General features: G+C 73.0%; 21 protein-coding genes. 7 read left to right on the top strand and 14 right to left on the bottom strand.

Annotation, left to right across the window (positions count from 1 at the left end):
• Positions 1 to 56 precede the first annotated feature (56 nt).
• The 5 genes from narI to C3V41_RS05165 all read right to left on the bottom strand — a co-directional run bounded on the left by narI (position 57) and on the right by C3V41_RS05165 (position 8,432).
• Positions 57 to 851: a respiratory nitrate reductase subunit gamma gene (gene narI / locus C3V41_RS05185; protein WP_106109376.1), complete on the bottom strand. Its 795-nt coding sequence runs from the start codon at positions 849 to 851 to the stop codon at positions 57 to 59.
• A complete protein-coding gene (narJ, locus tag C3V41_RS05180) occupies positions 851 to 1,594 on the bottom strand; it encodes a nitrate reductase molybdenum cofactor assembly chaperone (protein WP_165271580.1) in 744 nt (247 codons plus the stop codon). Before narJ ends, narI begins: the two co-directional genes overlap by 1 nt.
• 1 nt (position 1,595) lies before the next feature.
• Complete coding sequence (gene narH, locus C3V41_RS05175; protein WP_106109375.1) at positions 1,596 to 3,221, bottom strand: nitrate reductase subunit beta; 1,626 nt, start codon at positions 3,219 to 3,221, stop codon at positions 1,596 to 1,598.
• A complete protein-coding gene (locus tag C3V41_RS05170; RefSeq protein ID WP_106109374.1) occupies positions 3,221 to 7,000 on the bottom strand; it encodes a nitrate reductase subunit alpha in 3,780 nt (1,259 codons plus the stop codon). The genes narH and C3V41_RS05170 overlap by 1 nt, the downstream gene beginning before the upstream one ends.
• Before the next feature lie 91 nt (positions 7,001 to 7,091).
• Positions 7,092 to 8,432 (bottom strand): MFS transporter, encoded by a 1,341-nt coding sequence (locus C3V41_RS05165; protein ID WP_106109373.1) that lies wholly within the window; start codon positions 8,430 to 8,432, stop codon positions 7,092 to 7,094.
• Positions 8,433 to 8,704: 272 nt separating this feature from the next.
• Between C3V41_RS05165 and C3V41_RS05160 the strand changes: the two genes are divergently transcribed.
• The gene (locus tag C3V41_RS05160; protein ID WP_106109372.1) at positions 8,705 to 9,265 is read left to right on the top strand and encodes a MogA/MoaB family molybdenum cofactor biosynthesis protein; all 561 of its coding nucleotides are present in this window, start codon (positions 8,705 to 8,707) and stop codon (positions 9,263 to 9,265) included.
• Between the two features lie 255 nt (positions 9,266 to 9,520).
• Here C3V41_RS05160 and C3V41_RS05155 read toward each other — a convergent pair whose 3' ends face one another.
• Genes C3V41_RS05155 through C3V41_RS05145 form a run of 3 tightly spaced genes read right to left on the bottom strand, consistent with a single transcriptional unit; the run spans position 9,521 to position 12,282 of the window.
• Positions 9,521 to 10,411, bottom strand: coding sequence for an NTP transferase domain-containing protein (locus C3V41_RS05155; RefSeq protein ID WP_368033287.1), 891 nt, complete (start codon positions 10,409 to 10,411; stop codon positions 9,521 to 9,523).
• Positions 10,412 to 10,436: 25 nt separating this feature from the next.
• Positions 10,437 to 10,934 carry a cyclic pyranopterin monophosphate synthase MoaC gene (gene moaC / locus C3V41_RS05150; protein ID WP_174714755.1) on the bottom strand — a complete coding sequence of 166 codons (498 nt, stop codon included), beginning with the start codon at positions 10,932 to 10,934 and terminating at the stop codon, positions 10,437 to 10,439.
• A 28-nt stretch (positions 10,935 to 10,962) separates the two neighbouring features.
• Positions 10,963 to 12,282: a molybdopterin molybdotransferase MoeA gene (locus C3V41_RS05145; RefSeq protein WP_106109370.1), complete on the bottom strand. Its 1,320-nt coding sequence runs from the start codon at positions 12,280 to 12,282 to the stop codon at positions 10,963 to 10,965.
• 251 nt (positions 12,283 to 12,533) lie between these two features.
• On the opposite strand from C3V41_RS05145, the gene C3V41_RS05140 reads away from it, so the two are divergent.
• The gene (locus C3V41_RS05140) at positions 12,534 to 13,067 is read left to right on the top strand and encodes a molybdenum cofactor biosynthesis protein MoaE (protein WP_106109369.1); all 534 of its coding nucleotides are present in this window, start codon (positions 12,534 to 12,536) and stop codon (positions 13,065 to 13,067) included.
• Positions 13,068 to 13,332: 265 nt separating this feature from the next.
• Here the strand turns inward: C3V41_RS05140 and C3V41_RS13575 are convergent, their stop codons facing one another.
• The 3 genes from C3V41_RS13575 to C3V41_RS05125 form a co-directional block, all read right to left on the bottom strand.
• A complete protein-coding gene (locus C3V41_RS13575) occupies positions 13,333 to 13,587 on the bottom strand; it encodes a MoaD/ThiS family protein (protein WP_254423691.1) in 255 nt (84 codons plus the stop codon).
• A gap of 432 nt (positions 13,588 to 14,019) precedes the next feature.
• Positions 14,020 to 15,162, bottom strand: a complete 1,143-nt coding sequence (gene moaA / locus C3V41_RS05130) for a GTP 3',8-cyclase MoaA (protein WP_441299721.1) — start codon at positions 15,160 to 15,162, stop codon at positions 14,020 to 14,022.
• Between the two features lie 394 nt (positions 15,163 to 15,556).
• Positions 15,557 to 15,865: a DUF2249 domain-containing protein gene (locus C3V41_RS05125; protein ID WP_106109366.1), complete on the bottom strand. Its 309-nt coding sequence runs from the start codon at positions 15,863 to 15,865 to the stop codon at positions 15,557 to 15,559.
• A 169-nt stretch (positions 15,866 to 16,034) separates the two neighbouring features.
• On the opposite strand from C3V41_RS05125, the gene C3V41_RS05120 reads away from it, so the two are divergent.
• Positions 16,035 to 17,321 (top strand): hypothetical protein, encoded by a 1,287-nt coding sequence (locus tag C3V41_RS05120; protein ID WP_254423690.1) that lies wholly within the window; start codon positions 16,035 to 16,037, stop codon positions 17,319 to 17,321.
• 8 nt (positions 17,322 to 17,329) lie between these two features.
• The gene (locus C3V41_RS05115) at positions 17,330 to 19,015 is read left to right on the top strand and encodes a multicopper oxidase domain-containing protein (RefSeq protein ID WP_106109365.1); all 1,686 of its coding nucleotides are present in this window, start codon (positions 17,330 to 17,332) and stop codon (positions 19,013 to 19,015) included.
• 84 nt (positions 19,016 to 19,099) lie between these two features.
• Here the strand turns inward: C3V41_RS05115 and C3V41_RS05110 are convergent, their stop codons facing one another.
• Together C3V41_RS05110 and C3V41_RS13370 are read right to left on the bottom strand one after the other, a co-directional pair.
• Complete coding sequence (locus C3V41_RS05110) at positions 19,100 to 19,528, bottom strand: acylphosphatase (RefSeq protein ID WP_254423689.1); 429 nt, start codon at positions 19,526 to 19,528, stop codon at positions 19,100 to 19,102.
• Positions 19,525 to 20,508, bottom strand: coding sequence for a helix-turn-helix transcriptional regulator (locus C3V41_RS13370; protein WP_217350956.1), 984 nt, complete (start codon positions 20,506 to 20,508; stop codon positions 19,525 to 19,527). The genes C3V41_RS05110 and C3V41_RS13370 overlap by 4 nt, the downstream gene beginning before the upstream one ends.
• Before the next feature lie 57 nt (positions 20,509 to 20,565).
• On the opposite strand from C3V41_RS13370, the gene C3V41_RS05100 reads away from it, so the two are divergent.
• The 3 genes from C3V41_RS05100 (at position 20,566) to C3V41_RS05090 (ending at position 24,394) form a co-directional block, all read left to right on the top strand.
• Positions 20,566 to 21,540, top strand: coding sequence for an exodeoxyribonuclease III (locus C3V41_RS05100; RefSeq protein WP_106109364.1), 975 nt, complete (start codon positions 20,566 to 20,568; stop codon positions 21,538 to 21,540).
• 182 nt (positions 21,541 to 21,722) lie between these two features.
• Positions 21,723 to 22,649 carry a carbamate kinase gene (locus tag C3V41_RS05095; RefSeq protein ID WP_106109363.1) on the top strand — a complete coding sequence of 309 codons (927 nt, stop codon included), beginning with the start codon at positions 21,723 to 21,725 and terminating at the stop codon, positions 22,647 to 22,649.
• Between the two features lie 434 nt (positions 22,650 to 23,083).
• Positions 23,084 to 24,394 carry a threonine/serine ThrE exporter family protein gene (locus tag C3V41_RS05090; RefSeq protein WP_106110681.1) on the top strand — a complete coding sequence of 437 codons (1,311 nt, stop codon included), beginning with the start codon at positions 23,084 to 23,086 and terminating at the stop codon, positions 24,392 to 24,394.
• Positions 24,395 to 24,568: 174 nt separating this feature from the next.
• On the opposite strand, the gene C3V41_RS05085 is transcribed toward C3V41_RS05090, so the two are convergent.
• Entirely contained in the window at positions 24,569 to 26,206 is a 1,638-nt protein-coding gene (locus C3V41_RS05085; RefSeq protein ID WP_106109362.1) for an aspartate:alanine exchanger family transporter, read from the bottom strand.
• Positions 26,207 to 26,420 lie beyond the last annotated feature (214 nt).

Here is a 26,420-nt window from a genome sequence, read left to right as displayed (position 1 = left end):
TGGGGGACGTGAGCCGTCCGTACGCCGCGGCGGCGTGGGAGCTTGAGCCCGGGCCCTCAGGCCCCCTGTGAGGGGGCGACGTCGTCGGCCCCCTGGTTGCCGGTGCCCTGGGTGCGCACCGGTGCCCACCCCCGCCGGGTGCGCGCCGTGGAGGTGGCGCCCTCGCGGGAGCGGTAGACCACGTAGGGGCGGGTCACGTAGCCCACGGGCGCGGAGACCGCGTGGACCAGGCGGGTGAAGGGCCAGATGGCGAACAGCAGGAACCCGGCCACAATGTGCAGCTTGAAGGCCAGGGGCACGTCCGCCATGAGCTCGGGGCGGGGGCTGAGCAGGAAGATCGAGCGGAACCAGGGGCTAATGGTCTCGCGGTAGTCGTATCCGCCGTGCAGGCCGCCCAGCAGCTGGGTGGAGATAGTGGCCCACGCCCCCAGGCAGATGGGGACGGTCAGCAGCACGTACATGACCTTGTCGTTGCGCGTGGTGGCCAGGCGCACCGACTTGACCACGAAGCGGCGGTAGAGCAGGCCGGACAGGCCCACCAAGGTCATGAGCCCGGCCAGGGAGCCGGGGATGACGGCCATGAGGTGGTAGACGTGCTCGGGGACGCCAGCGGCCTCGGTGAGGGACTTGGGCACCGCCAGGCCCATGACGTGCCCGGCGGCCACGAACAGGACCCCGAAGTGGAACAGGGGGGAGGCCCAGCGCAGGATGGTCGACTCCTGCCACTGCGAGGAGCGGCTCGTCCACCCGTACTGGTCGTTGCGCCAGCGCCAGGCCAGCCCCACCACCAGCAGGACGAGGGAGACGTAGGGCAGGGCGGTCCACAGGACGGACTGCTCGAGAGCGCTCATTAGCGGGCCTCCTGGAGGGTGACGGGGCGGGGCAGGGTCGGCAGGGGGTTGTGTACCGGCAGGCTGGGGAAGGGCAGGGTGTCGGTCACGCCCACCGTCTCGGTGGGTGGCCCGGCGGCCACCAGGGCGCGCACGCGCTCGGCGGTGGCCTCGTCAATGCGGGGCAGGGTCGCTGAGACGGCCTCCACCAGCCCCGCGTAGGGGGAGCCGGCGTCGACCAGGGCGGCGCGCAGCACCTCAATGCCCTCCCGGTGGGAGGACAGGAGCACGTCGGCCACCTCGTCGCCGCTGCGGGCGCTCAGCTCCAGGACCACCGGCAGGTAGTCGGGCAGCTCGTCGGCCGCCATCTCGTAGCCCGCGGCCGCCAGCGCCTGCTTGAAGGCCAGCAGCGCCGCCCCCCGGTGGCGGGTGTCGCCCACCGTGTAGTAGGTCAGGTACAGGCAGCAGCGCCGACGCCGGTCAAAGGTCTCCACGTAGTGCTCGGCCAGGCGCCGCGCCCCCCAGGCCCGGGCCGTGGCCACGAACTCCTCGATAGGGGTGGCCACCGCCGCGGGCGGGGCCTGCGGGCCGGCCAGGGCCGCGCTGGTCGCCGCCAGGGACGTCCCCAGGCGGTCCTCGTCCGGGTAGTCCAGCAGCAGGGACGCCGCCATGTGCACCACCGCCCGCTGGGGCGTGGTCAGCGCCACCGGCTCCGGGGCCGGCAGCCGGCGCGGGGCGCGCACGAAGGAGGGTGTGCGGGCCACGTCAGCGGCCCCTGCCCGGGGCGCCCGCGCCAGCCAGATCCGGACTGGTGGCCAGCCCCGGGCCGGCGGCCGGGACCGGGGGGCGACGCACCGTCGGCATGGGCAGCGCCACCGGGGCGGAGGCGTCCTGGCCGTGGAAGGCGGCGACGTCGTGGCAGCCCGCCGGCGCGCCCTGGCCCAGCAGCGCGCGCACGTCCCCACCCATGGCCTGCATGCCCCGGGGGACCTCCGGCTTGGTGGTGGGGATGACGTAGCGGTCGTCGTACTTGGCAATGGCCAGCAGGCGGTACATGGCCTCCAGGCGCTCCCCGCTCGTCCCCACCGAGGCGGCGACAGCCGGGTCGGGCTCGCGCCCCAGTCGGACGTCGCGCATGTGGGAGCGCATGGCGGCCAGGCGGCGCAGCACGAGCTCCACCGTGTTGGTCTCACCGGCGGTGAACAGCCCCGCCAGGTACTCCAGGGGGATGCGCATCTCGGACACGGCCGTCAGCAGCACCCGGTGGTCCTCCCCGTCCAGGCCCGCGGCGGCCACCTCGTCCACCACCGGGCTCAGCGGCGGGATGTACCACACCATGGGCATGGTGCGGTACTCCGGGTGCAGGGGCAGGGCCACCTCGTAGGTGTCAATGAGGTCCCACACGGGGGAGGCCTGGGCCGCCTCGACCCAGGTGTCCGGCACGCCCTCGGCGCGGGCGGCGGCCACCACCTGCGGGTCGTGGGGGTCCAGCAGGATCTCGCGCTGGGCCGCGTACAGGTCCTGCGGGTCCTTGACTGCCGCCGCCTGGGAGACCCGGTCGGCGTCGTAGAGCAGGACCCCCAGGTAGCGCAGGCGCCCCACGCAGGTCTCCGAGCACACCGTGGGCTCGCCGACCTCCAGGCGCGGGTAGCACAGGGTGCACTTCTCGGCCTTGCCGGTGTGGTGGTTGAAGTAGACCTTCTTGTAGGGGCAGGCCGACACGCACATGCGCCAGCCGCGGCAGGCGTCCTGGTCCACCAGCACGATGCCGTCCTCGGTGCGCTTGTACATGGCCCCCGACGGGCAGGCCGACACGCAGGTGGGGTTCAGGCAGTGCTCGCAGATGCGCGGCAGGTAGAACATGAAGGCCGACTCAATGTCCGTGCGCACCCTGGTGCTCATGGCCTCCAGGACCGGGTCCTGCTGGAGGGTCTCCGTCGAGCCGCCCAGGTCGTCGTCCCAGTTGGGCCCCCAGGTAATGGTGGGCATGTGCTCGCCCGTGATCTGGCTCCTGGCCCGGGCCACCGGCAGGGCCGGGGAGTCCTTGGGGGCCGAGAGCAGGCGGTCGTACTCGTACGTCCACGGCTCGTAGTAGTCCTGGACGCCCGGCATGTCCGGGTTGGCGAAGATACTCGCCAGGCGGCGCAGGCGCCCCCCGGAGCGCGGCCGCAGGCGGCCTGTGGCCGTGCGCTCCCAGCCTCCCCTCCACCGCCCCTGGTCCTCCCAGCCGCGCGGGTAGCCCACCCCGGGGCGGGTCTCGACATTGTTGAACCACATGTACTCGGTGCCCTCGCGGTTGGTCCACGCCTGCTTGCAGGTGACCGAGCAGGTGTGGCAGCCAATGCACTTGTCCAGGTTCATTACCATGGCGACCTGGGCCATGACCTTCATTAGAACGTCACCTCCTGGTTGCTGCGACGGCGGATGAGGGTGACCTCGTCGCGGTTGTTGCCGGTGGGGCCGATGTAGTTGAAGGCGTAGGACAGCTGGGCGTAGCCGCCGGCGAAGTGGCTGGGCTTGAGCACGATCCGGGTCAGGGAGTTGTGCGTCCCCCCGCGCCGCCCGCTGCGCTCGGTCAGGGGGGTGTTCATGGTGCGCTCCTGGGCGTGGTGCATAAAGACCATGCCCTCGGGAATGCGGTGGGAGACGATCGCCCGGGCCGCCACAATGCCGTTGCGGTTGTAGGCCTCCACCCACTCGTTGTCCTTCACGCCCACCTTGTCCGCGTCCTGGGGGCTCATCCAGATGGTCTGCCCGCCCCGCCCCAGGGTCAGCATGTAGAGGTTGTCGTAGTACTGGGAGTGGATGGCCCACTTGTTGTGCGCGGTAATGTAGCGCACCGCCACCTCGGCGGTGCCCTCAGGGCTGGTGCCCACCTGCCCCGGGGCGGCCTCCCCGTACAGGGCGTGGAAGTCCAGCGGGGGGCGGAAGACCGGCAGGGCCTCGCCCATGTCCCGCATCCAGTCGTGGTCCAGGTAGTAGTGCATGCGCCCGGTCAGGGTGTGCCAGGGCTTGGCGTGCTCCACATTGACCACGAAGGCGCTGTAGCGCCTCCCCCCGTGCTCGCTCCCGGACCACTCCGGGGAGGTAATGACGCCCTGGGGCTTGACGCGGGTGTCGGCGAAGGTAATGAGCTTGCCCGCCTCCTCCTCGCTGAGCTCCACCAGCGGGGTGCCGGTGCGCCGGGACAGGGTGTCCCAGCCCTCGGTGGCAATGCGCCCGTTGGTGGTGCCCGACAGGGCCAGGATCGCGTCGGCGGCCCGGACGTCGGTGTCCACCAGCGGCCGCCCGGCCGCCACGCCGTCAGTGGAGAGCCCGTGGTTGCGCCCCAGGCGCCTGATCTCCGGGCCCGGCTTGAGCGCAATGCCCTTGCAGGGCAGGCCCAGCTTCTCGGCCAGGGGGCCGACGGCGTCGAACTTGGCCCGGATCTGGGTGTAGTCGCGCTGGGTGGGCACCAGCTTGGGCATGGTCACCCCCGGGATCCACTCCTGGGGCAGCCCGGAGACGTCCCCGTGGGCCATGGTCAGGGCGTCGGGGGTGTCGTGGGTCAGGGGGGCGGCCACGACGTCGGTCTGGGTGCCCAGGTAGCGCGGCGCCCAGTCGGAGACGAGGCCGGCCAGGGCCTGGTAGATCTGGAAGTCGGTGCGGGCCTCCCAGGGTGGGTCGATGGCCGCGTTGAAGGAGTGCACAAAGGGGTGCATGTCCGTGGAGGAGATGTCGTGCTTCTCGTACCAGGTGGCCGCCGGCAGCACGACGTCGGAGTGCAGCGTGGTGGAGGTGTTGCGGAAGTCCGCCGTCCACATGAGGTCCAGCTTGCCCACGGGGGCCTCGTCACGCCAGGTCACCGAGACCGGACGCTGCCCCGGCGGGGTCTGGACGGCGTTGACGTCGTTGTCCGCCCCCACCATGTGGCGCAGGAAGAACTCCGTTCCCTTGGCCGAGCTGCCCAGCAGGTTCGTGCGCCAGGAGGCCAGGATGCGCGGGAAGTTCTCCGGGGCGTCGGGGTCCTCGGCCGCGAAGCGCAGCGTGCCGGCCCTGAGCTCCTTGACCACGTAGTCGGCCGGGCTCATGCCCGCCTCCGCGGCCTGCTGGCCCAGCAGCAGGGGGCTGCGGTTGAAGGTCGGGTAGGACGGCGTCCAGCCGCGCTTCATGGCCTCCACCATGACGTCCGTGGTCGTCATCCCGGCCAGCGTCCCCGCCCCCAGGGGGGAGGCCAGGCGCTCGGCGCTGGTGGCGTCGTAGCGCCACTGGTCGGTGGTGATGTACCAGAAGCCGGTGGAGATCATCTGGCGGGCCGGACGGTGCCAGTCCAGGGCGAAGGCGTACTGCTGGAACCCGGACAGGGGGCGGACCTTCTCCTGGCCCACGTAGTGGGCCCAGCCGCCGCCGTTGACGCCCTGGGTGGCGCACATGGAGGTCAGCGCCAGGATGGTGCGGTAGATCTGGTCGGCGTGGTAGTAGTGGTTAATGCCCGCGCCCATGACGATCTGGGAGCGGCCGCCGGACTCCAGGGAGTTGAGCGCGAAGTCGCGCGCCACCCGGATAACGGCGGGCCCGGGCACACCGGTGACCTCACTGGCCCAGGCGGGCGTGGCCGGCACCGTGGCGTCCTGGTAGTCCTCGGGCCACTGGCCGGGCAGGCCCGGGCGCCCAACCGCGTACTGGGCCAGGAGCAGGTCGTAGACGGTGGTCACCAGGCGGTCCCCGACCCGGGTGACCGGCACCCCGCGGCGCACCGTCCCGCCGCCCACGCTGCCGGTGGGGGTGGTGGAGCCCGGCAGGTCGAAGCGGGGCAGGAGGACCTCGGCGGCCTGCACCCTGGGGGCGCCGGGCAGGCCACGCAGGTCCAGGATGCTCATGACCGGGTCCACGCCCTCCATGAGCAGGTTCCACCTGCCCTCGCCCTCGGGGGTGAAGCGGTCCGCGAGCGTCCCGCCGGGGTCGGCCGGGCCGCGCTCGCGGTCCCACACCAGGGGCCGGAACTCGTTCCTGGGGGCGTCCTCGGCCACGCCGTCGACGTCGGAGGCGGTCAGGAAGCGGCCGGGCACGTAGGCGGTCCCGTCGGGGTGGAGCTCCAGGCCGACCAGGAAGGGGGAGTCGGTGTGGCGGCGCATGTAGTCCAGGAAGAAGGGCTCACGCCGCTCCACGTGGAACTCGGAGAGGATGACGTGGCCCATGGCCGTCGCCAGGGCGCCGTCGGTGCCCGGGGCCACCCGCAGCCACTGGTCGGCGAACTTCGTGTTGTCCGCGTAGTCGGGGGAGACGGCCACCACCTTCTGGCCGTGGTAGCGGGCCTCGGTCATGAAGTGGGCGTCGGGGGTGCGGGTCAGGGGCAGGTTGGAGCCCCACATAATGAGGAACTGGGAGTTGTACCAGTCGCCGGCCTCGGGCACGTCGGTCTGGTCGCCGAAGACCTGGGGGGAGGCCGGGGGCAGGTCGGCGTACCAGTCGTAGAAGGAGAGCATGGTGCCGCCGATGAGCTCGTGGAAGCGCCCGCCGGCGCCGTAGGAGACCTGGGACATGGCCGGGATGACGGAGAAGCCGGCGCAGCGGTCCGGGCCCCAGGTGCGGATGGTGTGCACGTAGGCCGCGGCGATGATCTCCAGGGCCTCGTCCCAGCCCACGCGCACCATGCCGCCCTTGCCCCGGGCCGACTTGTAGGCCCGGGCGGTAGCGGGGTCGCCGGTGACCTGGGCCCAGGCGGCCACGGGGTCGCCGTCGGTATCGGCCTTGGCGGCGCGGAAGGCGTCCAGCAGCACGCTGCGTACGTAGGGGTAGCGGATGCGGGTGGGGGAGTAGGTGTACCAGGAGAAGGCCGCGCCGCGGGGGCAGCCGCGCGGTTCGTACTCGGGCATGTCCGGCCCGGTGGTGGGGTAGTCGGTGATCTGCTTCTCCCAGGTGATAATCCCGTCGGTGACGTAGACCTCCCAGGCGCACGAGCCGGTGCAGTTGACCCCGTGGGTGGAGTGGACCATCTTGTCGTGGCTCCACCGGTGGCGGTAGAAGGCGTCGGCCTGGCGCCCGCCGGTCAGGAACAGGCGGCGGGCGTCCGAGCTGGCCCGCCCCCGGCGCAGGTAGGAGCCCAGGGTGAGCAGGGCGGGCGCGGTCTCGACCTTCTGGTCGGGCCCGGGGACGATGCCCGGGCCGGTGGGCTGGGAGCCGATGCTCATTGCTCTCCTTAGGGTCTCTTCCGGTGGTCTGCGGTGGGGCCCGCGGCGGGCCGGGTGCCGGGCTGGTTCCCGGGCCGGCCCGGCGTCGGGGTCAGCCCGGGAAGGGCGCGCCGGGGCGGGCGTAGCGGATCCAGCAGATGACCGCGCACAGGACGCAGTAGGCCACGGAGATCCAGTACCAGGTGGTCGCTCCCAGGGAGGCAATGGCCACCCCCACAATGAAGGGGCCCAGGGAGGCGATGGCGGCGGTGAAGCCGATGGCGCCCCCGGCCTGGCGCTTGGGCATGATCATGGGCATCTGCTTGAAGGTGCCGGCGTTGCCCAGTCCGGAGAAGAAGAACATGGCCAGCATCGCCCACAGGAAGCCCGGGAACTGGGAGGGGTCGGTGGGGTGGAGGAAGAAGGTGGTCGCCGCCAGGGTGGCGCCCATGCCGAGCAGGGAGACGAAGGTCCAGACGGCGCCGCCGAACCTGTCGCACAGCGGCCCCCAGCACATGCGCACCACCGAGCCGATGAGCGGTCCCAGGAAGGCGTAGGTGGCGCCCAGCGGCAGGAGGGAGGCGTCGAAGGTAGCGGCCAGGGCCGAGCTCGGCCCGTAGGTGTTCTTGATCAGCAGGCCGAACTGGGCCGCGAACCCGGAGAACAGCCCGAAGGTGGCCACGTACATGAGGGTCATGTACCAGGTGTCGGGGTTGGAGAAGATGTCGATCTGCTGGCGGACGTTGGCCTTGACCGGGACGTCCTTGAGCAGGGTGAAGGCCAGGAGGGCGGCCAGGATTGTCCAGGGGACGAAGAAGACGGCGACGTTGTGGACCCACACCGGGCCCCCTTCGGCCGTCTGGGGGGCGATCCAGGTGATTCCGAACAGGCCGAACCCCATGAGCCAGGGGCCCATGAGCTGGATAATGCTCATGCCCATATTGCCCACGCCGGCCTGGATGCCCAGGGCTGTTCCCGACAGGCGCTTGGGGAAGAAGTAGCCGGTGGAGGGCATGTAGCCGGAGAAGGACCCGCCGCCGATGCCGCAGGCGAAGGCCAGGGCCAGCAGCACCCCGTAGCCGGTGGTGCTGTCCCGGACGGCGAAGAACCAGCCCAGCATGGGCAGGGCGTAGAGCAGGGAGGAGTAGGCCACGAGCCGGCGGGTGCCCACGATGGGCGGCAGGAACATGTAGACGAAGCGGATGAGGCCGCAGGCCAGGCCCGGCATGGCGGCCAGCCAGTACAGCTGGGCCTCGCTGAGGCGGAAGCCGATCTCGGTGAGCTTGGGGGCGATGGCGCTGGGCAGGAACCACACGCAGAAGGCCAGGACCATTGAGTAGGTGGTAATGACCAGGGTCCGCCAGGCGATGGCGGGGGACCAGCGCTGCGGGTCCTCTGGGTCCCAGTCCTGGAGGACTCTTCCGCTGGCGGCGGGGGCGGGTCGGGCGCTCATGGGGCTCCTGCGGGCTTGAGGTGACGGATGACGTCTCGACGGCGGTGTAACTGGCGTCCTCACCATGATGCAGGTCCCGGGAGCCCGGCGGGGGCAGGTTGCGTTCTGCCTGGAACGACGGGGTGCCGGGGGACAGAGTTTGTTATGGGACGAGCCATATAAAGGAAGGGTGGTGTGGCGTAATTTACCCCGACGTCGGCCCGGGCCCGGGGTGCCACCGGGGCCGGCCGGGTGCGGCGGTACGCACTGGGACATCGACTACCGTATGCACCATGAGCCACACCACATCATCCGAGGGCGCCGCCTACGCCCCGATCGCCCAGAAGGGCCTCCACCCCCTGCCCGAGCCCGTGCGCGGCGCCGTCATTACCGTCTCGGACCGGTGCTGCGCCGGGACCCGCGAGGACGTCTCCGGCCCCCTGGCCGTCCGGCTCCTGGCCGAGCACGACGTCATCGTCAACGAGGTGGTCCTGGTGCCCGACGGTGCTGACAGCGTCCGCCAGGCCATTGAGGCGGCCATCGCCCAGGGCGCCCGGGTGGTCCTGACCACCGGGGGCACCGGCGTCACCCCGCGCGACCTCACGCCCGAGGGGACCGCCCCCCTGCTCGAGGTCCGCCTGGAGGGGCTGGAGGCGCAGATCCGCGCCCACGGCCTGACCAAGACGCCGCTGTCCGGCCTGTCACGGGGCCTGGTGGGCGTCACCAGCCGTGAGGCCGACGGCGTCCTGGTGGTCAACGCGCCGGGATCGCGCGGCGGGGTCAAGGACACCGTGGCCGTCATCGGCCCGCTCGTGCCCCACGTCCTGGAGCAGCTCGGCGGCGCCGACCACTGACCCGCCCGCCCAGCCGCCCCGCCCCGACCCCGGCCCACCCCACAGACCGTGAGAACGGTACTTGTTCGTCGCGAGAACGGTACTTGTTCGTCGCGAGAACGGGTCCGGGGCCGCCGCTCCTACCTGGCACGAGCACGGCCGACTGGTCAGCCAGGCCAGCGGGTCGGGGCGCCGGGCTCCTGCTCGGTACGGCGGATTCGAGACCTGCTCAACGCACCTGCCGATCCCGCTCCCACGCCCGGATGGTACGGCGGATCAGCGTGGTTCCCCCATCCGCGCCTCCGGGGCCGCGGGCCGCGCCTCCGGGGCCGCGGGGAGGGCCGGCAGGCTGGCCCCGGGACCCGCCGCCTGCTCCTGGTCCCACCGGGCCACGTCCTCCCAGGTGTCCAGGTCGCGCAGGATCCAGGTGTCGGCGGGGGTGAGCGTCTTCAGTGACAGGACCGCCATGGCCCGCCTGACCGACACGTCACGCAACGGCACGCCGCCCGGGGCCACCCCGGCCGCCAGGGGAGCCGGACGGTAGACCCCCAGGAGGTGCTGGACGTAGCCGCCAGCCCCCGCGGTCCTCACGCAGACCCCGTCGGTGCCCACCCCGGCCCGGGCCAGGGCGTCCAGCAGCCCAGGCAGCGCCCTCCAGGAGCCGGGCGCGTCGCAGGTCAGCAGGGCAACGGCGGGGCCGGGTGCGGCAGGACCGGTCCCCGCACCCGTCTCGGCACCCGTCCCGGGCGTGCCCGCTCTGGCGCCCCCCGACCCGGGAGCGCTCGCCCCGGATACCGCTGTGCCGTCGGCACCGGACACGTACCTGGTCCTGCTCCCGGACCCGGTGCGGGGGCCCAGGAGCCCCAGGGCCCCGAGACCCGCAGCCACCCCGGCTACCGGACCTCCCAGCGGCGGATCCTCCAGGGCGCGCAGGACGCCGTCGGGCAGCGCCACCTGCTGCGGCGCCACGACGACGACGCGCCCGTCAGGCAGGCCCCGGCCGCGGAGTCCGGCCACGCCGTCGAGCACGTGGTCCAGCATGCGCCGCCCCGCGACCAGGACATCGGGCTTGCAGGCCCCGCCCAGACGCCGCCCGGTGCCCCCCGCCAGGACAATGACATCCAGGACGCCCCCGGTCGTGTCCGTCGTGTCCGTGCCTCCGCTCACGCCTGTGCTCATACCTGCGCCCCGCTCATACCCGCGCCCCCTGGGCCGGACGCACCCACGTCCCTGAACGGCCCCCCGACTTGGCCGTCACCATGGCACGGCGGAGGGTCACCTCCCGGTCCACGCCCTTGACCATGTCCACCACGGCCAGGGCCGCCACCGTCACCGCCGTCAGGGCCTCCATCTCCACCCCGGTGCGGTCCGCGGTACGCACCGTCGCCTCAATGCGTACGCCCCAGTCCTCCACGCCCAGGTCCACCCGGGCCCCGTGGACGCCGATAACGTGGGCCAGCGGCAGCAGGTCAGGCACCTTCTTGGCCGCCGCGATCCCCGCGACCCGGGCCACGGCCAGGACGTCGCCCTTGGGGACGGTGCCCTGGCGCAGGGCCGCCACCACCTGCGGGGAGCAGGCGACCTCAGCGCAGGCGGAGGCGGAGCGGACGGTCGGGGTCTTGGCGGTGACGTCAACCATGTAGGCGGCGCCCTCGCTGTCAAGGTGGGTCAGGCGGATCGGGGTACTCATGTCCGTCAGGCTCTCTGCCACGGGGCGGTCAGGGACGGGCGGGGGCGGGCAGGGGCAGGAGGCGCAGGGGCTGCCCCAGCTCGACGGCGGGCACATCCTCGTCCACCACGGCCAGGGCCTGGGCCTGGGGCAGGGAGGCCACCAGGTGGGAGCCCGAGCCCAGCCGGTGGGTGGGAGCCACCCAGGTGTCCTCCTGCCCGGGGTGCCCCGCAGGCGCGGGGACCAGGCGCACGGGCACGTGCTGGCGCCGTCCTACGGGGGACGACCAGGCGCTCGCGGCACGCGCGTACCCGGGCAGGACGGCGGGTGTCAACGGCTGGAGCCCCGCCAGGCGCGCCAGGGCCGGACGCACGAGGCTGGTGAAGGACACCAGGACGCTGACCGGGTTGCCCGGCAGGGCCAGGAGCGGGACCCGGCGTCCCCTGACGTCAATGTACCCGTGGGCCTGGGGCTTGCCCGGCTGCATGGCGAGGCTGGCGAAGGTGAGGTGGACCCGGGCGGACTGCCCGTCCGTGGCGGCCCCGGCAGGCTCCTGGTGCTGGGCGGCCAGCATGGTCAGGGGGTCGAAGGCCCCGGCGGAGACGCCGCCGGAGGTCACCACCAGGTCCGCGTCGGCGGCTGCCTGGAGCAGGACCTCGGCCAGGGAGGCGGAGGTGTCAGCGGCGCGCCACGTCCCGGCGCAGTGCGCCCCCACCTCCGTCAGCAGGCCCGCCAGCAGGAGGCTGTTGGAGTCGGGGACGTGGCCCGGCGCCAGGGGCTGTCCCGGCTCACTCAGCTCGGCGCCGGTGGACACCACGGCGACGCGCGGCCGGGGGCGCACCAGGACCGTCCCGTGACCGGTGGAGGCCAGGGCGGCCAGCTCACGGGCCCCCAGGAGCGTGCCCCGCCCCAGGACGGGGGCCCCGCAGACCGTGTCCTCCCCGGCGTGCCGGACGTTGGCGCCCGCCTGGGGCAGGACGCGCACCGTCACCTGGTCGGGCAGGGGCCGGGGGCCGGGCTCCTGGTCGGTGTCCTCGACCCTGACCACGGTGTCGGCGCCGGCTGGCAGGGTCGCGCCGGTCATAATGCGGGCGGCCGTGCCTGGCTCCAGGGGGGTGGGGACGCTGCCGGCGGGGACGTCCTGGGACACGGGCAGGACCACGGGGGCCGCGCCGCCCAGGTCCTGCCGGCGCAGCGCGTAGCCGTCCATGGCGGAGTTGGTCCACGGCGGCACGGCCAGCAGCGCCCGGACGTCCTGGGCCAGCACGGTGCCGTGGGCCCGGGCCAGGGGCAGGGTCACCGGGGCCAGGGGCTCCAGGGCGGACAGGACCGTGCGCAGGTGGTCCTCGACAGGTGTCAGCGGTGACATGGGGCCTCCCTGGGTGGGTCGGTTCGACGGCGGTACAGGGCCTATCATGCCGCCCGGTAGCGCCAGGACGCGCCTAAGCTGGCCAACCGCCGGGCGATTGAGCTCTTCGTGCCGCCCGGTGGCGCCGGGACGCGCCTAAGCTGGCCCGACCGGCCGGGCGATCGAGCTCTTTATGCCACCTGGTGGCGCCGGGACGCGCCTGGTGGCAGGCTACGGAGCGTCCTCGGCCGGTACCCCAGAGAGGCCCCAGCATGCCCGTCACCGACCCCGCACCCTGGTCCCGGCCGCCCACGGCCGGGGAGGCCGATGGTGCTTCTGCAGCTACCGCCGACGGATCTGGCGCGGCCAGCGTGGGCAAATCCGGCGCGGTCATTGTGTGCTCGGGGGTGACGATGCGGCCGGTCAGCGCCACGGAACTGGCTCGTCAGGTCTCCTGTGCGGCCGCCGGGGCCGTGGTTACCTTCGAGGGCGTGGTACGTGACCACGACGACGGACGGGGAGTGAAGGGCATTACCTACAGCGCCCACCCAGTGGCCGCCGACGTCATGACCCAGGTCGCTGCCGACGTCGCCGCGCACCCGGGCCTGCGGGCCCTGGGCGTGGTCCACCGGGTCGGTGACCTGGTCGTGGGGGATACCGCCCTGGCGGTGGCCGTGAGCGCTGACCACCGGGCGGAGGCCTTCGCGGCGGCCAGCGCCCTGGTGGAGCAGGTCAAGGCGCGCCTGCCCGTGTGGAAGCACCAGCTCTTCGCCGACGGCACGGCCGAGTGGTCCAATATGGCCTGAGCCGAGTGCCTCCGGCGGGGCAGACGAGCGGGGCGGTAGGTGACTAGGACGTCCCGCCCTGGTCCTTGAGAGCGTGACGGGGCGCTCTGCCGACCTCAGCCTCCGGTAAAGAGCGGCAGCTCGGCCTCTGGTTAGGGCCGGTAGCGAGGCCTCCGGTGGAGGGCCAGCAGTGCGGCTTTTCGGACGCACCGGGTGACCGGAGGCCAGGACCCGGGGGCTCACGCACCCCACCGGCGCCCCCTGGACGCACCGGGTGACCGGCGCCTCAGCCTCCGGCGAAGGGTGGCAGCACGTCGACCCGGTCGCCGTCGGCGAGCTCCTGCAGGCCGTCGGCGGGCGCGCTCAGGGAGTTCACCAGGTAGCTCGACAGCCCGATGACGCGCGCCATCTGGGTCCCGCGCCCGGCCAGCGCCTCGCGCAGGGCCGCCAGGGTGGTACCCGGTGCCACCTCCAGGTGCTCGTGGGTGGTGCCAGCGGCCTCGGCGGCGGCGGCGAAGTAGCGGATCTCAATGGCGTTCACGTCTCTCCCGGGCTGGTGGGTGCAGTAGACGGGGACGAGGCTACCCGGAGCCTCCGCGGCGCGGCCTCCCAGGCCGGCCAGGGGAGCGACCCTCGACCCCGACGCCCCTGCCTCCCATGACCGGCCACACGGGGGCAGCACGCCAGCCACACGCTCGGACCGTCCACGCCCCCGCCCCTGACCGGCCACAAACAGGCGGCGTTGCACATTCATCTTGGGGGCGGTGACGAGGCGTTGGCGTCATTCCAACGTTTTGTCCCCCGGGTACGGGGCCCAGGACAAGATGAATGTGCAACGGTGCCCGCGTTGCACATTCATCCTTGTTTTAGACCCCGGACCGCTGACATGATCCGCGTGATCTCGCGCTTCATTAATCGCCGATTGTAAAAAGAATGTGCAACTCCGCGCCTGGCCCGCCCGGACCTGCCCGCCTCAGCCGCCGATGGCGCTCATGGTCCGCCCGGGGCGCTCAAAGCCGTCGGGCGTGCGGGCGGGCGTGTCCGAGCCGTGCGCCAGGGGCTTGGTCCAGGTGGCCTGGCGCCAGGCCCCGATAAGGTCCTCGTCGCTGGCCCCGCCGCGCAGCAGGGACCGCAGGTCGGTCTCCGTGGGGGAGAACAGGCAGGTCATGAGGCGGCCGTCGGCGGTGACACGGGTGCGGTCGCAGTCGGCGCAGAAGGGCTGGGAGACCGAGGCGATGACACCCACGCTCCCGGCGGGGTGGTCCGTCCCGGCGGCCACGTGCCACAGGGCGGCGGGACGGCGGTCGGGGCGGCCCGCCGGGGTCAGGGTGAACCCGGCTCCGCGCAGGACGTCCAGGATCTGCTCGGCGGTGACCACAGACCCCGGGCTCCAGGTCTGGCGCGGCCCCAGGGGCATGTGCTCGATAAAACGCAGCTGCCACCCCCGGCGCAGGCACTCACGCAGCAGGTCGGGGGCGTGGTGGGTCAGCCCGGGCTGGGCGACGGCGTTGACCTTGACCGGGCACAGGCCCGCCGCCTGCGCCCCGGCCGCACCGGCCAGCACGTCGGGCAGGCGGTCCCGGCGGGTCAGGGCGGCGTAGGCGTCCGGGTCGAGGGTGTCGATGGAGACGTTGACACGTCGGAGCCCTGCGGCGCGCAGGGCGGGTGCCCGCCTGTCCAGGCCCAGGCCGTTGGTGGTCAGCCCCAGGTCCACGGGGTGCCCGGCAGTGGTGCGCAGGGGAGCGAGGGTGCGGACTATCTCCTCCAGGTCGCGGCGCATGAGGGGCTCGCCGCCGGTCAGCCGGATCCGCTCCACCCCCATGCGGGTGACGGCCAGGCGCGCCAGGCGGGCGATCTCCGCGGTGGTGAGCAGCTCAGGTGTGGGCAGCCAGTCCAGGCCCTGGGCCGGCATGCAGTAGGTGCAGCGCAGGTTGCAGCGGTCGGTGACCGACAGACGCAGGTCACGCACCGTGCGCCCGTGGCGGTCCAGCAGGGGGGCCACCGGCCCCCGGACGGAAGGGGCCCGCTGGGGCGGGGCTGGGAGCGTGCGGACGGGGGCCGCCGGCCCCTGGGCGGTCGGGGCCACGGGCTGGCGGACGGCTGGGACGGGGCGCAGGGAGGGCAGGCCCAGGAACGTCGTCGCCCGGGTCGTGGGAAGCGGCCGGGTCGAGGGCACCGTGTCCAGGGCTGTCATAGCGCAGAGGATAGCGGGGCCGCCGCCCGACGGGGGCTGGCGTTGGGCGCTCCTGGGCCGCCCGACGCCGCCCACCGGGCACGCCACCTGCCCGGGGGCGACGTCGGGCTGGCGGTGTCCGTGGCGATGGTCCCGTGGGCACGCCACCTGCCCAAGGGCGGCGGGCTCTGCCCACGGCCTCCAGGGGGCCCTGCGGCAGGCGCGCCACCTGCCGGAGGGCGGCAGGCGACGACCCGCGGGCGGCAGAGCGTGGGCGCGCCACCTACCCGGGGCCGGCGGACCGCGCGCCGCCTGCCCGGGGGCGACGGGGCGTATCTCAGGCAGTGCGCAGGATCTCCACGCGGGCGTAGCCGTCCTCGGCCTCCAGCAGGGTGTGCTGGAAGGTCATGGGCAGCTGCTGGTCGATCTGGACCAGGAGCGGGGTGGGCACGTGGGGCGCCACCAGGTCGAGGCCCTCACCCACCTGCAGGCTGGAGACGGCGCCGATGACGGCGGCGTGGCGCAGGCGGTGGGGGATCGCGCGGGCGTCCAGGGTCAGGCGCTCGGGGTCGTGCTCGCCGCAGCCACAGCTGTGGCCGGTACGACGGATCTCGGTCACGGGGATGAGGTTCGGGTCCTCGCTCATGGGTGCTCCTTACGGGAGGTCAGGCACATAGTGCTCGGTGCTGGCCGACGGGCCGGGGCACCTGCGTCCGGGTAGGACGTTGAAAGGTGCGGTCGCAGTTTATTACGGTTGCCGTTGTGGATAACAAGGCCGACCTGGTGCGGGCCCTGACGGCCCTGGGGGGACCGGGGTGAGCCCCGCGCCGTCCTCACCGCCACGTCGTCCCCACCGCCGCACCACCCAGGTGCGCCGCAATGCCGTCGTGGTGGGCTGGCTGGTGAGTGCCGCCGTCCTGGCCGTGCTGGTCCTGGGCGGGCCCCTGGCCTCGTGGGGGACCTGGCTGCCCCTGCACGCCCTCCTCCTGGGCGGCATCGGCAGCGCCATCACCGTGTGGTCCGCGCACTTCGCCGACACCCTCCTGCACCGCCCCGCCCTGGGCGGCGCCGCCCTGGTCAACGTCCGGCTGGGTGTCCACGGCCTGGGGACGGCCACCGTCCTGGTAGGGATTACGGCGGCCCGTCCGGGGCTCGCCCTGAGTGGGGTGGGGCTGGTGGTCCTCGCCGCGCTCACCGGTGTGGCGGCCATAAGCGTCCAGTACCGGCGGGCCGTGGCCCCGCGCCTGGGCACCCTGGCCCTGGCCTACGTGGTGGCCCTGACGCTCCTGGCGGTGGGTGCCACCCTGGGATACCTGACGAGCTGGGCCGAGGACCGCGGTGCCTCCGGGACCGCCGACCGCCTCTACGTGGCCCACACCATGACCATGCTCCTGGGGTTCGTGGGGACCACGGTCCTGGGCACGCTCACGGTCCTGTGGCCCACCATGCTGCGCACCAAGATGCAGCCCGAGGCGCCCCGGTGGGCCCTCCGGGGGCTGCCCCTGCTGGTGGCGGGGACAGCGCTGGTGGCCTGCTCCGGGCTGTGGTCGCCCCTGGGCGGTATTGGCGCCCTGGTCTACCTCACAGGAGCAGGCGGGGTGGTCCTCCCCGCCTGGCGCACCGCCCGGCGCGTGCCGCCGACGTCCTTCGCCACCGCCTCGGCAACCGCGGCCGTGACCTGGTTCCTGGGCTGCGTGGTGGTGCTCGGGGCGGGGATCACCGTCGCCGGTCCCGACGCCGGGGCGTCGGGGGCCCGTGACCTCATCCACGCCCTGCGGGTGGCCCTGGGGGCGGGCTTCGCCCTGCAGATTCTCGTCGGTGCCCTGAGCTACCTCACCCCGGTCATGCTCGGCGGCGGCCCCAAGGCGTCGCGTGCCACGAACCTCGTCATGGACCGGGCCGCCGCCTACCGGGTCACCGCGGCCAACTCCTGCCTCCTGCTGGCCCTTATCCCGGCACTGCCCTGGGAGGCGCGTCTGACCTGCGGGGCCACGGCGGGGTGCGTCACCCTGTACGCCCTGGTGGGTATGGTGCTCTCCGCACGTGAGGTGCGTCGTCGCTCCCGGGACGGTGCGGCCTCGCGCTCCCGTCGTCAGCCCTAAGGACCACCATGAGTGACAAGCACGAGCCCGACCCCCGTGGACCAGGGTCGGTACCGTCTGCGGGCGCCGGGCCCGGCCCGGCCAGCGGCACCGGTCCTGCCCCGGCTGGCGACGCGGCTGGTAGCGCCAGCTCTGTCCCGGCCAGCAGCACCGGTCCCGCCCCAGCCCGCGGTGCGGCCAGCAGCACCGGTCCCCGTCCCGGCCGGACGCCGTCGCCACCCCGCCGCGCGGTGACCGCCGGGACCGCACCGGCCACCGGCAGACCGGCCACGAGCAGGCCGGATGCGGCGCGCGAGGCCGGGAACCAGGGCGCGTCCCGTCGTCAGGCCACCTCCCCGGAGCAGGAGCGCCTTCGGGAGGTGGACCGGCGTGGGGTGGTCCTGGGCCTCATGACCGCCGGGGCGGCTGTTGCCGTCGGGAGCATTATCGCCCTGTGCTCCCAGGTCGGGGGTCCCGCGGTCGATGAGTCCATACCGGCCACCGGCCGGGTGGTGGAGGCCACGGTCACCGTCTCGGGCATGCGGTTCGTGCCCGACACCGTGGACGTCGCCCCCGGGGACCGCCTGGTCATCACCCTGGACAACACCGCCAACATGGTCCACGACCTGGTCCTGGAGAACGGCGCCACCACCGGCCGGGTGGCCGCGGGACAGCGTGCCGAGCTCGACGCGGGCGTCATTAGGGGGCCGGTGGAGGGCTGGTGCTCGATCGCCGGGCACCGTGCCCACGGCATGGTCTTCCACGTCACCACGGGCGCCGCACCCGTGGCGGCGCCCGGTGGGAGCGCGAGCACGCCCCCCGGCGCCGTCCCCGACTACGAGGCGCCCCTGCCGCAGGGCTTCACCGCCTTCGACGCCGCCCTGGCACCCGCGCCCTCCCAGACCACCCACCGCCACACCTTCACCGTCACCGAGGTCCCCATGCCCGTGGGCTGCGGGGTCACCCAGACCCGCATGACCTACAACGGGCAGGTCCCCGCGCCGGTCCTGCGTGGAAAGGTGGGGGACACCTTCGAGATCACCCTGGTCAACAACGGGACCATGAGCCACTCCCTGGACTTCCACGCGGGCGTGGTCTCCCCGGACGCCGCCATGCGCTCCATCAGCCCCGGTGAGAGCCTGGTCTACACCTTCACCGCCCAGCGCAGCGGCATCTGGCTGTACCACTGCTCGACCATGCCCATGAGCCTCCACCTGGCCAGCGGCATGCACGGGGCCGTCATTATCGACCCACCCGCCCTGGCGGAGGTGGACCACGAGTACCTGCTCGTCCACTCCGAGATCTACCTGGGCCCGGAGGGCGGTCCCACCGACGCCGCCAAGGTGGTCGCCAAGACCCCGGACCTGACCGTCTTCAACGGGGTCGCCTTCCAGTACGTCCAGCAGCCGCTGACGGCACGCACCGGTCAGCGGGTGCGCTTCTGGGTGCTCGACGCCGGCCCCTCCCTGCTGTGCTCCTTCCACGTGGTGGGCCTCCAGTTCGACACGGTGTTCTTCGAGGGCGCCTACCAGCTCGGGGGTCCCGAGGGGATCGGGACGGCGTGGAACGGGGGCTCCCAGGCCCTGGGACTGCACCCGGCACAGGGCGGGTTCGTGGAGACGGTCGCCGGGCCGCCGGGCAGCTACACGTTCGTCAACCACTCCTTCGCGGACGCGGAGAAGGGGGCCACGGGGATCCTGCGCGTCAGCGAGTGAGTCCCGCGCGCTAACTCCCCACGCCCGCAGGGCTGAGCGGCCGTTTACGAGGTGTGTGAGTCCCTCGCGCCCTAGCTCCCCACCCTAGTTCCCCACCTGGAAGCTGGTGCCCCGCACCGCGTCCGGGCTCACCTCGGTGACCCGCACCCCGGTCACCCTGGACCACCGGGGCCCCCGGTGGAGCCAGGCGATCAGGGCGTCCACCCGGTGCCGGGGCCCGTGGGCGAGGACCTCGACGTCGCCGTCGTCGAGGTTGCGCACCGTCCCGGCCAGGCCCAGGCGCTGGGCCTCCTCCTGGCAGTAGTAGCGGAACCCCACCCCCTGCACCGTCCCGGAGACCAGGACGTGGACGCTGCGGGTCCCCGGCGCCCGACCTGCCCGCCCCGCCGTCGGATCCTCCTGCCCGGGCCCCTGCGCCGTGGTGGCCCCAGGGCCCTCCGGCATCGGTACCTGGGCGTCGGGTTCCTCCTGGGGTGTCCGGGCCTGGTGCCCTCGTCGCCACCAGTGGCTCATGCTGCCTCCTTACGGGAATCAGTTCCTGGCTCCAGGCGCACGTGGCAGCCGTCGGCCTCCATGACGGTGAGTGTGAGCCGGTCCCCGACGCCGTCCTGGTCGTCTCCCGCCTCCCGGCGGCCCTCCTCGGCCGCTGCGTGCAGGTAGCCCTCGTGCATGGCGCACACCAGGGGGTGGGGGCGTCGGTCCCGTGCCACCAGCGGGCAGGTGGTCAGGACGACGTCACCGGTCCCGTCGTCCACGTGCGGGGTGAAGCCCATGGACATGAGCCCGGGCATGAGGGAGGCCAGGGGCTCGGGGAGGTCATCCGTGTCGGCGGGCCCGGCCGCGGTGCCGGACTGCTCCACGGTGCCGGACTGCTCTGCGTCACCGGGATCCGCCGAGTCACCGGACTGCTCCGTACCGTCAGGTCCTGGGGCCGGGGCCCCCGCATTGCCGGGAGCCACCGCGTCGGCGCCGGGATCCGCCATACCGTCGGGAGCCGCCGCGGCGTCGGCGGGCCCTGCCGCGGTGCCGGACTGCTCTGTGGCGCCGGGCTGCGCCGTACCGTCGGGATCTGCTGTCACCCCGGGCTGCGTGGCGCTCTCGGCCGCCCAGCGCCGCCCGATGGTCAGGGCCACCTGCCGGGCCTCCTCGCCCTCGCCCAGGGTCCGGGCGACCGCGTCCAGGAGCGTGGTGTAGGACACCAGCACCTCCACAGGGTCCGGTGCCGTGACCTGGTAGCGCAGGGTGGGCCGTCCCCGGCGTCCGGTAGAGACCGGGGTCATACTGACCATGCCCTGCTTGACCAGGGACTCCAGGTGCTCGCGTACCGTGTTGTGGTGCAGGCCCAGATCCTGCGCCAGCTCTGCGGCGCTGACGGGCGACGCCGACTCCTGGACCGCCCTCAGCACGCGGCGCCTGGCGGGGGAGAGGCCCGCGCGTGCTACGAGACTGGCCCAGGCAGGCTGGGGAGCTTGCTGGGCTTGCGACTCGGTCATGGTAGGAGAATATGCCGTGGCGCAAGGACCTTGTCGCCCCGGCGTAGTCTGCGCCTCATGCGTATTGCCACCGTCAACGTCAACGGTATCCGTGCTGCCGCGCGCAAGGGCATGGACCAGTGGCTCCGCTCCAGCGGCGCGGACGTCGTCCTGCTCCAGGAGGTCCGTGCCGAGGAGCCCGTCGCCGCCTCGCTCCTTCCCGGTTACGAGGCGGTCACCTGGCCCTGCCGCGTCAAGGGGCGTGCGGGGGTGTCCGTCGCGGTGCGCCAGGGTGGTCCCGTGCGCCTGGGCCAGGTGCGCTACGGCGTGGCGCCTCCCGGCACCCAGGAGCCCGACGTCGACTCTGGCCGCTGGCTGGAGGCGGACCTGCTGCCCGCGTCCCCCGGACCTGACCACGTGGACGGACCCGACCCGGCTCAGCACCCGGTCGCGGGGCGGGCGACGCGACCCGGCCCGGGTGCTCCCGACCCGGCTCCCGGCCCGGGTGCTCCCGGCCAGGACCCCGGTGGTCCCGGTACGCCCTCCGAGTCGGCCCGGCCCCTGCTCACCGTTGTCTCCGCCTACTTCCACGCCGGCCAGGTTGGCACTGAGAGGATGGGCCAGAAGTACGCCCACCTGTCCCTGGTGGACGCCCGGATGTCCGCTCTCCTGGCGTCCGCCGCCGACGGCCCACAGGTCCTCGTGGCGGGGGATCTCAATATCGTCCACACCGCCTCCGACATTAGGAACTGGCGCTCCAACCACAACAGGACCTCCGGGGTCCTGGACGAGGAGATCGCCTACCTGGACACCTGGTTCTCCTCGGGCTGGGTGGACACGGTGCGCCGTCTGGCGGGTCCGGTCCAGGGGCCCTACACCTGGTGGTCCCAGCGCGGTTCCGCCTTTGAGAACAACACCGGCTGGCGCATTGACTACCACCTGACCACCCCGTCCCTGGCCGTTCTGGCCCGTTCCTTCGCTATTGACAAGGCCGACCGGCGCTCCGGGCGCTGGTCCGACCACGCCCCCCTCGTCGTGGACTACGACCTCTGAAGACCGCTCAGTGGCGTGCGGGAGAGGGGCGGGGCCACACCTGGTGCGCGCCCCGGCCTGCGTCCCGCGGGAGGGTCGGGCCGTGGTCGGGTTGTGGTCGGGCCGTGGTCCGCAGGCGTCCAGGTGCGGGCTATTCTCGTGTCTTGTGCCCTAGCCCCTCAGGGCCCGACCGAAGGAATCCCGTGCGCATCGTCATCGCCCTGGGTGGAAACGCCCTCCTGCCCCGCGGCGCCACCCCAGACACCGCCATCCAGGTGGCCAAGGTGCGTCTTGCCGTCGCCTCCCTGATCCCCCTGGCCCAGGAGCACGAGCTGGTGCTCACCCACGGCAACGGCCCCCAGGTGGGGCTGCTCGCGGCGGCCACAGCCTCGGCGCAGGTGCCTGCCGACGCCTACCCGCTGGACACCCTGGTGGCCCAGACGCAGGGCATGATCGGCTTCTGGATCCTCCAGGCCCTGGCGGACGCCCTGCCCGGGCGTCAGGTGGCGGGCCTGCTGACACGGGTCCTCGTGGACGCCGACGACCCGGCCATGAGCCGCCCCACCAAGTTCGTGGGCGCCGTGCTCACCGAGTACGACGCCCAGCACCTGGCCTCGGAGCGCGCCTGGTCCATGGCCCGTGACGGGCGGCACTGGCGTCGGGTGGTGCCCTCCCCGGCGCCCCGCCAGGTCCTGGAGGCGGGGAGCGTGCGTACCCTGCTCGACGCCGGGGCGGTGGTCGTGTGCACCGGCGGTGGCGGGGTCCCGGTGCGGGCCTGGCCCGACGGCACCCACGAGGGGGTGGAGGCCGTGGTGGACAAGGACCTGGCCTCAGCCGTCCTGGCCCGCCAGATCGGGGCGGACCTGCTTGTCATCCTCACCGACGTCCCGGGCGTGGTGGTGGGGTACGGCACGCCCGAGGCCCGGCTGCTGGACGCCGTCACCCCGGCCGGGCTGCGTGACCTGGGGCTGCCTGCGGGCTCCATGGGGCCCAAGGCGGAGGCGGCCGCGTCCTTCGTGGAGGCCACCGGCGGGCGTGCCGTCATTGGCAGCCTGGGGCAGGCCGAGGATCTTGTGGCCGGTCGGGCAGGTACCCAGGTCCGCCTGGGCCCCGGTCCGGCCCTGTCGTAAAGGCCCTGACCCAAGAGGGGGTCAGGCCCGGGCCTGCCCGGCCCCGCCCGCCACGGGAGAGTCCGTCCGGCCCCGCCCGCCACGGGCGGCCCCGACCGCGCAGCCCACGGCCACCCGGAAGGCCGCCAGGCACCGGGTCCGTAGCCGGGTGGGCGGCGTCCTCACCTACGCTCAGGGGCGCGCTCACGGCCGACCCGGTCCGTAGCCGGGCGTGTGGCACCGTGTCCCGATTCGCACCGGGTGCGGGCCCTCGGACCCGTCGGGCCAGCCCTGACCGGGGGCACCATAAGCCCGTGAACGCATCACTCCCGAACCCGAGCGACCCAACGATCACACCTCCCCCTGAGGGCACGACCGACGCCGCCGTCCCCGGCCCGCGGGCCACCGGCCCTGAGGGCAGCGCGGCCGACCACCAGCTCGACGCCGATCGGCTCATGCGCCAGTCCGCCGTCGTGCTGCGCCTGGGACGCCTCATGCTCGCCGCGGGGGCCGGCTCCTACCGGGTCAAGTCCTCCATGGCCCGGGCCGCCGCCGCCGTCGGCCTGGACCGCCACACGGCCACGGTCACCATGACCGAGATCGTCACCTCCTCCTACGTGGGGGACCGCTTCCGCACGGAGGCCGCCGAGGTGCGCCTGGTGGGGGTCAACGTGGACCGCCTGGAGGCCCTGCGCCGCATTGTGCACGACCTGCGCCACCACGAGCGGGTGGAGGAGCTCGACGCCGAGCTCGACCGGGTGTCGGCCATGCGCGGCCTCTACGGGCCGCTGACCAACGCCCTGGCCTCCGGGGTGGCCTGCGCGGGGTTCTGCTTCCTCAACCACGGCGGCTGGGTGGAGTGCCTGGCCGTGCTCGTGGCCGCCTGCCTGGGGCAGGCGGTGCGCCGCTACATGCTGGTGCGCCACTTCCAGCACTTCTTCACCTGGCTGGTGTGCGGCCTGGTCGCCTCGGGCCTGTACATGTCGATCGTCTCGGGCCTGGCGGCCAGCGAGCTGATCGCGAGCACGCACCAGGGCGGCCTGGTCTCGGCGATCCTGTTCCTCATCCCCGGGTTCCCCATGGTCACCGCCATGCTGGACATGATGCGCCAGGACTTCTCCAGCGCCATATCCCGCTCCGCCTACGTCATGCTGGTCATGGCCGCGGCCGGGGTGGCGGTGTGGACGGTCAGCTTCATCTTCTCCTGGGACCTGGTGACGGTGTCCTCGGCCTACCCCGACGAGGGCGTGGTCCTCTACGTGCTGCGCGCCCTGTGCTCCTTTATCGCCGCCTACGGGTTCGCCATGCTGTTCAACGCCGGGGCGCGGGCGGCGGCGCTGGCGGCGGTGGTGGGCGCGGCCGCCAACACCGGACGCATCCTCCTGGTGACCGAGTGCCACGTGCCCTGGCAGCTCGCCGTGGGTCTGGCCGCCGTCGTCATCGGCCTCATGGCCCAGCTCTTCGTCTCCCGGGCGAGCCTGTCGCGGGTGGCCCTGTCCGTGCCGGCCGTCGTCATTATGATCCCGGGCGTGCCCTTCTACCGGGCCCTCTCCGCGCTCAATGACTACGGCGTGTACGGCGACGACGTCGGCGTCGCCCTGCGGGAGGCCGCGGCCAGCATTGTGGAGGTGTTCTTCGTCATTACGGCTATTGGTATGGGACTGGCCCTGGCCCGCATTATCACCGACCGCAACTGGCGCCACGACGTCACCCCCAAGGAGCTGGTGGACGTGGAGTGGGCCGAGGACGACGTCGAGACCGCGTGAGTGCTACCCCGCCGCGGCGGGACCGGGGACGCCGGTCGGGACCGGGCGGGGCTGGCGGCAGGCGTGCCCGGAAGCGGGCAAGCCGCCCCGCGCCCTGGGAATAAGCAAGTGCCCGGCGGCGGGCGTGCCCGGGAGCGGCCCGGGCTACGGGGTGGTGGGCGCCGCCTGCACCGCCTACGCCAGGCCGCCCAGGATCTGGGCGATAAAGATCTTGGCGACCATGGCCACCGGGTAGACCATGGCGTAGCCCAGGGCCACGCGCGGGTCGGAGCCGGTGCGCTCGTTGGCGAAGGCCAGGATGGCCGGCTGGGTCTGGACGCCTCCCAGGAGCCCGGACAGGCGTGTGCCGCCCATCCCCACCACCCAGCGCATGGTGACGTACAGGCTCAGGCCCACCATGGTGGTGACGACGAACCCGGTCAGGAGGATCTTCCACCAGTCGTCGCCGGCGAAGGCGCTCTCGATCTGGCTGCCGGCCTTGGTGCCGGCCTGGGCCAGGAACACCAGGAGCCCGAACTCGCTGAGCACGGCGGTGGCGGTGAACGGCAGGGCCGTCACGAAGCTCCCAATGCGCCCGATCTTGCCGAAGACGAGGCCCACGATCAGCGTGCCCGCGGCCGAGCCGATGGAGAAGGTCGCCCCGGTGGGGGTGAGGAACTCCCACTCGCCGATAATAATGCCCAGTGCCATCCCCAGCCCCATGGCCACCGGGTTAATGGAGGACAGGCCCCGGGCGGAGTCGCCGAAGAACCTGGTGATCTCCGCCATCCGCCCGGTGGGGGCGACGACGCGCACCCGGTCGCCGAGCTGGAGGACCAGGTCCGGGGTGCCCACCATGTCCACGTCACCGCGGCGTACCCGGGAGATGGTGGCCCCGTAGCTGGCGTCCATGGCGAGCTCCCCCACGGTGCGCCCGGCGACCTTGGGGTCGGAGACCGTGATGCGGCGGAAGTCGAGGTACTTGCGGTCCTCGATCAGGGAGTGGGAGGAGCCGTGCCCCAGGTCCCTGATGACCTGGTTGACGGCGTCCTTGGTGCCGACGACGGTGACCAGGTCGCCCGCGTAGACGTGGTCCTTGGGGGTGGGCCGGGTAATGGGCCCGGTCTCCCCGCGACGTAGGCGGGAGAACTTCAGCTCCCCGGGGATGACCTCCAGGATGTCCTCGATACGGGGGCTGTCGCGCCGCTCCACGCGGATGGTGCGGTTGATCACGGGCGAGGGGGTGTCGTGGTCGGTACGCCGGTAGCGCAGCGCCAGCAGGCAGAAGAACAGCATGCCGACCACCCCGTAGAGGTAGGCGACGGCGTAGCCCACGGTGGCGATGCCAGCCCCCTCGGGGTTGCCCGCGGCCGTGGCGGCGTTGCCCGCGGCGGCCAGGGCCGGGGTGTTGGTGACGGCGCCCGCGAAGGTCCCGGCAATGAGCGTGGGGTCCATGCCCAGGGCGTGCCCGACCCCCAGGGCGGCCCCGGCGGCGGCCACGAGGATGGTCAGCATGATGACCAGGGGACCTGCGGCGTTGCGGATGACGTGGAAGAAGTTGGGGCCGGACTGGACCCCGATGGCGAAGGTGAACAGGGCCAGGCCGAAGGTGCCGATCTCCGGGGGGATGGTGATGAAGGTGGGCCTGCCCGTGTCGGGGACGTCCCAGGCCGCGCCCCAGGCGGCCAGCGCAATGCCCAGGAAGAGGACGGCGGCCGCGCCCAGGCTGACCCCCCTGGCCTTGACGTGACCCACGAGCATACCCGTGCCGACCAGGAGGAAGAGGACGAGGACGGGGTTCTTGGCCAGGTGGGCGAGGAGGTTGGTGACCAACAAGACGAGGACTGCCTTCCGGGTGACTGCACGACGCTGGGCAGCACACGTACCAGTGTGCTGGAGCCTGGCATTGTGTCACAGGGTCCCGGTGCGTCTCCAGACGGGGTACTGCGTGCGCCCCCAGGGCCGGGGCACCGCGGCCAGCGCGGGCGCCTCGCGCGGCGGCCCAGAGGGGCGCGAGCGGGGCCGTTCGTCCCTCCCGGCACTCTCG

This window comes from Actinomyces sp. oral taxon 897, assembly GCF_002999235.1.
In the GTDB taxonomy this organism is placed as follows: domain Bacteria; phylum Actinomycetota; class Actinomycetes; order Actinomycetales; family Actinomycetaceae; genus Actinomyces.
This window is presented reverse-complemented; position numbering and strand designations above follow the sequence as displayed.

Excerpts from the sequence above, each read along its gene's own strand:
- C3V41_RS13370 (WP_217350956.1), bottom strand. The coding sequence starts at position 20,508 with ATGACCGAGTCGCAAGCCCAGCAAGCTCCCCAGCCTGCCTGGGCCAGT.
- C3V41_RS05160 (WP_106109372.1), top strand. The coding sequence starts at position 8,705 with ATGAGCCACACCACATCATCCGAGGGCGCCGCCTACGCCCCGATCGCC.
- C3V41_RS05140 (WP_106109369.1), top strand. The coding sequence starts at position 12,534 with ATGCCCGTCACCGACCCCGCACCCTGGTCCCGGCCGCCCACGGCCGGG.
- C3V41_RS05165 (WP_106109373.1), bottom strand. The coding sequence starts at position 8,432 with ATGAGCGCCCGACCCGCCCCCGCCGCCAGCGGAAGAGTCCTCCAGGAC.
- C3V41_RS05110 (WP_254423689.1), bottom strand. The coding sequence starts at position 19,528 with ATGAGCCACTGGTGGCGACGAGGGCACCAGGCCCGGACACCCCAGGAG.
- C3V41_RS05170 (WP_106109374.1), bottom strand. The coding sequence starts at position 7,000 with ATGAGCATCGGCTCCCAGCCCACCGGCCCGGGCATCGTCCCCGGGCCC.
- moaC (WP_174714755.1), bottom strand. The coding sequence starts at position 10,934 with ATGAGTACCCCGATCCGCCTGACCCACCTTGACAGCGAGGGCGCCGCC.
- C3V41_RS05100 (WP_106109364.1), top strand. The coding sequence starts at position 20,566 with ATGCGTATTGCCACCGTCAACGTCAACGGTATCCGTGCTGCCGCGCGC.
- C3V41_RS05125 (WP_106109366.1), bottom strand. The coding sequence starts at position 15,865 with ATGAGCGAGGACCCGAACCTCATCCCCGTGACCGAGATCCGTCGTACC.
- C3V41_RS05145 (WP_106109370.1), bottom strand. The coding sequence starts at position 12,282 with ATGTCACCGCTGACACCTGTCGAGGACCACCTGCGCACGGTCCTGTCC.
- C3V41_RS05115 (WP_106109365.1), top strand. The coding sequence starts at position 17,330 with ATGAGTGACAAGCACGAGCCCGACCCCCGTGGACCAGGGTCGGTACCG.
- C3V41_RS05090 (WP_106110681.1), top strand. The coding sequence starts at position 23,084 with ATGCGCCAGTCCGCCGTCGTGCTGCGCCTGGGACGCCTCATGCTCGCC.
- narH (WP_106109375.1), bottom strand. The coding sequence starts at position 3,221 with ATGAAGGTCATGGCCCAGGTCGCCATGGTAATGAACCTGGACAAGTGC.
- narI (WP_106109376.1), bottom strand. The coding sequence starts at position 851 with ATGAGCGCTCTCGAGCAGTCCGTCCTGTGGACCGCCCTGCCCTACGTC.